Below are 6,113 nucleotides of genomic sequence, written 5' to 3'. Positions count from 1 at the left end.
AACAAGCGTCATTATTTAAATTACTACAAAAGGGGAATGAAGGGGCTGCCGACGGCAGCCCCTTCATTCCCCTCTAAAATGATTATCATTATTGGTGATGGAATAGTTTATTTTCTGGAAGTCCCTTTTATCCAATTAAAAAAGAGTCAAATTTTAAACGCTTGATATAGCTTGTAAGTTCCCGTGCTACTTCTAAGCTTAATGCTCTTTGAGTGCAAGCTTTACAGCCTCAATGACATTAATTTGGCACAGCGACAAATAAAAAGTCACTGTACAATTTATTGCCGCAGTCATAAGTGCTAATCTTGACCCAGTATAGGCTTCATTCTGAAGTAGTAGAGAATTATTACTGCAAAAATTACAATCCCTATAAAAATTACCAGGTAATTGCTTGTATTAAACAGAGTTGCAATTAAGCCAATAAGGGCAAAGGCAACCCCAGGAGTAAATACCCAGTACCAGGTTCGTACCATATAGCGATAAAGAAGATTATGCGCTTGGTTGGAGTGAGTTGTATGGATAACTTCATTAAACCAATATTTTTTAGGCATTAGCATTTGATCGTACATATATAGTGATGCAACGAATAACGACATGGCTGCCGTCATGAATAGCACCGCAATTATTTGAGGTATATTCAAGTTTCCTTCTTTGAGAAAGTCATTCAAGACAGTAAATGTAAATCCAGCAAGAAATGTTGATACTGTCATCTTTGATTTTACTTTTTCACGAAGTTGGTTTTCTATTTCCTTATCACAATCATTATTATCTGAAGATTTATCTGAAGAAATACACCATTTAAATTTCCCCTTCCCCTGGAGAAAATCTTCGTATGTTCCTTCTAAGCAAACTGCTTCTGCTCGATTTAATGTATACCTTTGATCTTGTGCTAAACAACGTAATAATTGGCTTATTTTAGGTTCATGTCCGACAAACGCTACCACTTCTAAATGGCTAAGTTTTTCTCCTATCTGATTTGCCTCATTAACAATCTTATCAAATGATTTGATTTGCCCTCCACTAGGTTTCATGCTATTTAGAACTACTAACTTACCACTTAAACTCTTTCTAAGAATATCTGCTGTCTGTTTAGCATGAAGATATGGACTTGCAAAAAAGACCATTGGTTTTAGATTTTGACAAGCTAACTTATTTGCTAATTGCTTAACTTGCTCACAACCTTCAAGAGATAAAGGCTTATCTGCGTCGTCTAGCAATTTATCAACCTGCTTCAATCCATGACGTATTAAGATTATCTGTATGTGTGATTTTTCTGTATCCATATCCTAATTAATCCTTACTACTTGGTTCAAACACATCTGAAATATAATAATTTTAAAATAGCAAGGTTTTTAAAAATTTATAAATTGATCTGTTCTTTTTCCACAACTTCATCTAATATCTGACCTTTACAGTTAAATCATGAAACAATGAAATCATCAGGTTTCTTCGATTCCAATTTAGTTATCAATACTAAGTTATTGATAATAACAAATCATGAGATATTAAGACTTTTAGCTAAATGTATAGTAAGCGATTACTCAATCAAGCAGATAAGGAAGAAATTAATATCTCATATGAGACCATAGTAAGCTTGATCTATTTTGTTTAGTGATTAGGAAAATATCACATTACCTTAAAGTATTTTTCAACATATTCGAGTTTGATTAAGCAGTAATTAGTGTTATTTTAATAAAACATTTTTTTTGATTTTTCTAACTTTTGAAAGATTTTACGTAATTGTTCATTCTCTCCTTTGATACAAGATTTCGCAGTGTAGATCAATTACCTATCCTTTAGTCACATCTTTCGTAACAAAAGAGTGGAAAGCCAGGAATAATACACAGCAATAATTTCAGCTATAGACACTAAGAGGAAACAGAGGTGTGATCAACCTAAAAGCAATAATAGTTAACATTAAATTTGAAGAGAAATAACTAAAAATTGAAAAGCGAGTTTTTAATCAGGGCAGCACAAAACCGATTTGGTGGGGTTGAGATGAGGACTAATAAAAAAGCAGAATGGTGATGTACCGTTCTGCTTCTGGTTATGACAGGAACGGCACGGTTCATGGAAACAGTTCTTTATATTCGGTATAAGCCTGCTTCCAGCCCTTACCGTTTTTCTCTACTCCCCAGAGGGATTGAATAATTTGAGTCTGCGACATCTTCTTGCCCACCATCTGCTTAACGATGCCAACCAATTGTTCACTCGTCAGGAAAGCAGGAGTATAGCGACGGTTGGTATCAAGAACGGTATCATCAGCAAGAGTATTAAAATCGCCGTTTTCTGGGGTGGTATCACCGATTCCGGTATCGTTTCCAGTATCGATACCAGATGATTCCAAAACCTCAAAAGCCTTATCAGTCGGTTGGTATCGGTCAGTATCGCTTGGATTGGGGTGGCTAGTGGGCGGTGGTGCATCTGATATCACCCAAGTTTCATTAATCCATGCTCTCGCCTGATTCAAAAACTCATCCGGCGACTCAGAGGGTGATACAGAATCAGCCAAAGCAGGGTTTTCACTTCTCAACTCAGGAAAATATTTAAGCAGTGTCCGCGCCGGATCTGGTTGCCCAGAATGAGGATTAACCTCTGTTTTTAGCCAGTCTGGAATTGTACCAATTTCACCCTGTGCTATCGGCTTATCAAAACTGTCTGGGTCTGCCAGGAAGTAACGCCCAGTGGCCAATGAGATTGACTTGAGGGGAGACAGCTTTTTACTAGTTGCCTCACAGCCAATAAAAGTAGCCCCACTTTTGAAAGTATCGCCAAAACCTGCGGTGTTTTTCGTCCCCACCCAAGAAGTTAGATTCTTGCCATGCAACACCACGAAAATTTGTGCGCCCTTCTTGCTGGCGCGAGTGAACAGAAAGCGGATGATCCATTGCTTCTGTTCATCGCTGAGATAATCAGACAAAGCCACAGCTTCATCAATTACCAAAATAATATCTGTGTAACTATTTTGGGCGGCGTTGTCCATCTCCCTCAAATATTCGTACAAATCGCCTGCCACAATAGCATCAGCCTTTGCACCCTCCAAAAGGGGATAGCTAAGTCTGCACACTAGGCGATGGCAGAAAAACGGGTAGATGTCGTCTCCAGCAGTGAAGTAATGAATTTTGGTGTTTGGTTCCAGTGCCTTGCTTAAAATGGCTAAAATCGCCATCAATGTACCCTTACCACCTCGCTGATTACCTGCAATCACCGTGATTTGGTCACGAATGCACTTGGCGATATCAAAACCACTTTTTGTTAGTGCGTCGATAATTGCGATCGCTCGGTGGGATAATGGCAGTGCTAACAATGATTGAATGTCTGGTGCTGGTGTCTGTGCAGCAGGTTCAATGGTTGGGGGACTGGGCAACTGTGCTAACTGCGGTCGTGGTAGTTCAATGAATTTTGGTTCAGGCAGCTTTGGTTGTGGCAGTTGGGTTTGCTGCTGAATTAGAACCACTTGTGCATGGTCAATTCTGGGGTCGGGCGATACCTGCGCCAGATGTTTACCCAACTGCTCAACAGTGGGAAATGCGCCCCTGTAAGTGGTGAAGTTGTCTAGCAGCCACCTGTAAGCATAGAACCGCTTACCAGCTTCTATACCAGTTAGAAAATCGGTTAAGGTGCTGGTGTACTGCCGCAGCATCACAAATTCGCTACGCTCCAGAGGTGTAAGGTGATTCATTAAATCCACAATTTCATTCGCTCCTGCAAACCATTCGGCTCTTGCTTCGCTGTCACCCATTGCTGAAAGGAATTCTAGGAAGTTACCGCGCACAAATGGTATAGGCGCAAAGTAGTGAGAATCGGTCATGTCTTGCACCACTGACCAAGCGTAACCCAGCCCAGCGACTAACGCACCGATGGGGGCCAGTGGTGAGGTGGCATAACAAACCGCCCCGATTGATGCGGTTGCTAGAGTGACGCATTTGGCTAGGTTCATCCCTGCCCTTTCAGTCTTGGCGCGAACTAACAATTGGTCAAGTCTTTCTACTAGCCAAGGGGCGATGTTACCCGCTTCCAGGTGTTCAATGCAAGGATAGTCAGCCCTCAGTGGGGCAGTTTCCTTTGTAGCGAGTTGCGGTACTGATTGGTAAATATCGGGTGAAAATTCCATAGTTATTCTCCAACTAAAAACCCTCCAAAAAGAGCAGGGGGGGTTGGGGGAGAGGTGCAGCTGGGGGAGAAAGAGTGTTTAAATGTAACTTCTTCACTTCCCCTGCTACCCCAGCCCCCTCAGCTTCCCCAGCCCTTTTTGGCAGAGGGCTATGAATTGCTTACTTATTTAGTCAATCGCCAGATTGTGTAACCGATTTCGCCTGCCATCATCGTGGTGAAGTTATAAGCCAAACATCCTAAGATTTGGCCAGGGTCGGTGTAGGCAAATGGGTTACGACCTACAAACGTTGTGGTTAAGTCGAATAGCCAGAAAAACAGTGCAATTGCGCCTCCGGTATGGCGTTCTTTCATCCCTGCCACCTTATAATCACGCCACAGTGCTGTAGTCAGGTCAATGTTTGCAGTTGGCTTGCTGCTTAGGGTGTACTGTTTGGATTCCTCAAACTCGCTTCGAGCTTGGTCTGGCCGTTTACCCCGTAAGCTCCGGGCTTCCATTACCTGAACTAAAGCAGAAATAGCAAGGGACAGCCAGAAAAACAGATTAAACGGAAGCGTTAACCATCCCTTCCAGCCAATCCATGTTTTTTCAAACCACACGAACATCGGAACGCCTTGAAACAGCGTTTGCCAGATTCCATCAGAACTAAGGAGTGTGCCAAGAAAGAACCCCATTGCGCCGAGTATTTTTGTGCCTGATGACCCTGGCGTAACAAACTGGGCGACGATGTGGGTAATGAAGGTCACGGGCAGGGCAATGATATCAACAATCCATTGCGCTAAGATTTCAACGTAATTATTGACTCCTTTGTTGCTAGTTTTTGGGGAAGTTGTAGCTGTCGAGTTTGAATCATTTGGGGGCTTATACTCTGCACTTTTCATGATTTAATCTGCTCCATTTGTGGGGATAAATTGCAGATATTTTTGTAGTGATACTTCCAAAGCCAACGCCGTTGAGAAATCTGTCCTATGCAGCGACCAGAAGAGTCATAAACATAAACTTGTTCGTCCTCTTGGTAATAACTGGTATCTGGTCTGGGGTTGCGTTTTGGGTTGTCTAAATAGCCTCTAATTCTGAGTTTTAGACTGGTCGGTAATATGCCTGTTTCATTGAGTTTGTCGCTGGTCAGTTTGCGTTGTTCTATGCGTGAGCGTTCAAGTGATTCTCTGGCTTCTAAGTTCGACACAGCCGAAAAAGTGTAGAACTGCTGAGGCAATTTAATAAACATAGGTGCAGCAATCAAACCCAAACCCAATAGCCCCAGCATGGCTTGTTTTTGGTACTTCATTGTTGAGTTTTCAATTGATTGATGATTGCTTCTGCTAGCCCCAGATGGTCGCCTATTGGCGTGTACTGATACAAATCCTCTTGAAGTTTCTGGATAGTTTGGGCTGATTCTTCTAGTAAATATTGTCCCTTTGTAGCGATTTCAGATGCGATTAAGTTGTCAGTTATCGCTTTCAAAAAATGCAGTTTTTCGATGCGATTAATACCTTCAAGGCAAGAACCATAGGTATCTTGCAACCAGTCCAAATAGGTTCCATCTCCAGGCGTTAGAGCGCAGTAATATCCAAGCGGTTTCGTCATGATTTACAATCCTTTTGTGTCTATGATGCGTAGATGCCATTTGGGGCGGTCGCTCGGTGTCCAGTCAAGCGACCGCTCTTCTTATCACTGAAAAAAGCCTTCCCTTGAAACGTCCACAGTAGAAGCTGTAGCCGACCATTGCAGAGTATTGAAAAATTGGCTGACATCTCCAAGCGTTAAATCACAATCAAAATTCAACCTTTGATAGTGTGGATGCTGCCGAATTTGAGTTACTAATTGTTGTGCTTTTGCAATCAATTCTGGCAGTGGTTGATTATTCATAATTCACGCCTAATGTGAATTAGGAAAAAAGGCGGGAGAAGTAAGAAGATGAAAGTTACCAGCTTTTCAACTCAGACTTCCCCCATGACTAGCATAGACTTTGGAACGTTAATCACAACAATCTTTGTCA

Annotated in this window: 6 protein-coding genes; all 6 read right to left on the bottom strand. The window is 41.8% G+C overall.

The features are described 5' to 3' along the window. Positions 1–299: 299 nt before the first annotated feature. Positions 300–1,283 carry a SixA phosphatase family protein gene (locus IQ274_RS36195; protein WP_194145239.1) on the bottom strand — a complete coding sequence of 328 codons (984 nt, stop codon included), beginning with the start codon at positions 1,281–1,283 and terminating at the stop codon, positions 300–302. Between the two features lie 785 nt (positions 1,284–2,068). Further along, positions 2,069–4,114, bottom strand: a complete 2,046-nt coding sequence (locus tag IQ274_RS36190; protein ID WP_194145238.1) for a hypothetical protein — start codon at positions 4,112–4,114, stop codon at positions 2,069–2,071. 164 nt (positions 4,115–4,278) lie between these two features. Continuing rightward, positions 4,279–4,995 (bottom strand): hypothetical protein, encoded by a 717-nt coding sequence (locus tag IQ274_RS36185; protein WP_194145237.1) that lies wholly within the window; start codon positions 4,993–4,995, stop codon positions 4,279–4,281. Then, entirely contained in the window at positions 4,992–5,402 is a 411-nt protein-coding gene (locus tag IQ274_RS36180) for a hypothetical protein (protein ID WP_194145236.1), read from the bottom strand. Before IQ274_RS36180 ends, IQ274_RS36185 begins: the two co-directional genes overlap by 4 nt. Continuing rightward, positions 5,399–5,701: a hypothetical protein gene (locus tag IQ274_RS36175; RefSeq protein WP_194145235.1), complete on the bottom strand. Its 303-nt coding sequence runs from the start codon at positions 5,699–5,701 to the stop codon at positions 5,399–5,401. The genes IQ274_RS36180 and IQ274_RS36175 overlap by 4 nt, the downstream gene beginning before the upstream one ends. Positions 5,702–5,785: 84 nt before the next feature. After that, on the bottom strand, positions 5,786–5,983 hold the full coding sequence (locus tag IQ274_RS36170) for a hypothetical protein (RefSeq protein WP_194145234.1): 198 nt from the start codon (positions 5,981–5,983) through the stop codon (positions 5,786–5,788). Between the last annotated feature and the right edge of the window lie 130 nt (positions 5,984–6,113).

The organism is Nostoc sp. LEGE 12447, assembly GCF_015206985.1.
In the GTDB taxonomy this organism is placed as follows: domain Bacteria; phylum Cyanobacteriota; class Cyanobacteriia; order Cyanobacteriales; family Nostocaceae; genus Nostoc.
Note: the sequence above shows the minus strand (reverse complement) of the source record. Positions and strands in the feature narration are given on the sequence as shown.

Bases quoted from the DNA above. Each gene is read 5' to 3' on its own strand.
- IQ274_RS36175 (WP_194145235.1), bottom strand. From the start codon at position 5,701: ATGACGAAACCGCTTGGATATTACTGCGCTCTAACGCCTGGAGATGGA.
- IQ274_RS36180 (WP_194145236.1), bottom strand. From the start codon at position 5,402: ATGAAGTACCAAAAACAAGCCATGCTGGGGCTATTGGGTTTGGGTTTG.
- IQ274_RS36185 (WP_194145237.1), bottom strand. From the start codon at position 4,995: ATGAAAAGTGCAGAGTATAAGCCCCCAAATGATTCAAACTCGACAGCT.
- IQ274_RS36170 (WP_194145234.1), bottom strand. From the start codon at position 5,983: ATGAATAATCAACCACTGCCAGAATTGATTGCAAAAGCACAACAATTA.
- IQ274_RS36195 (WP_194145239.1), bottom strand. From the start codon at position 1,283: ATGGATACAGAAAAATCACACATACAGATAATCTTAATACGTCATGGA.
- IQ274_RS36190 (WP_194145238.1), bottom strand. From the start codon at position 4,114: ATGGAATTTTCACCCGATATTTACCAATCAGTACCGCAACTCGCTACA.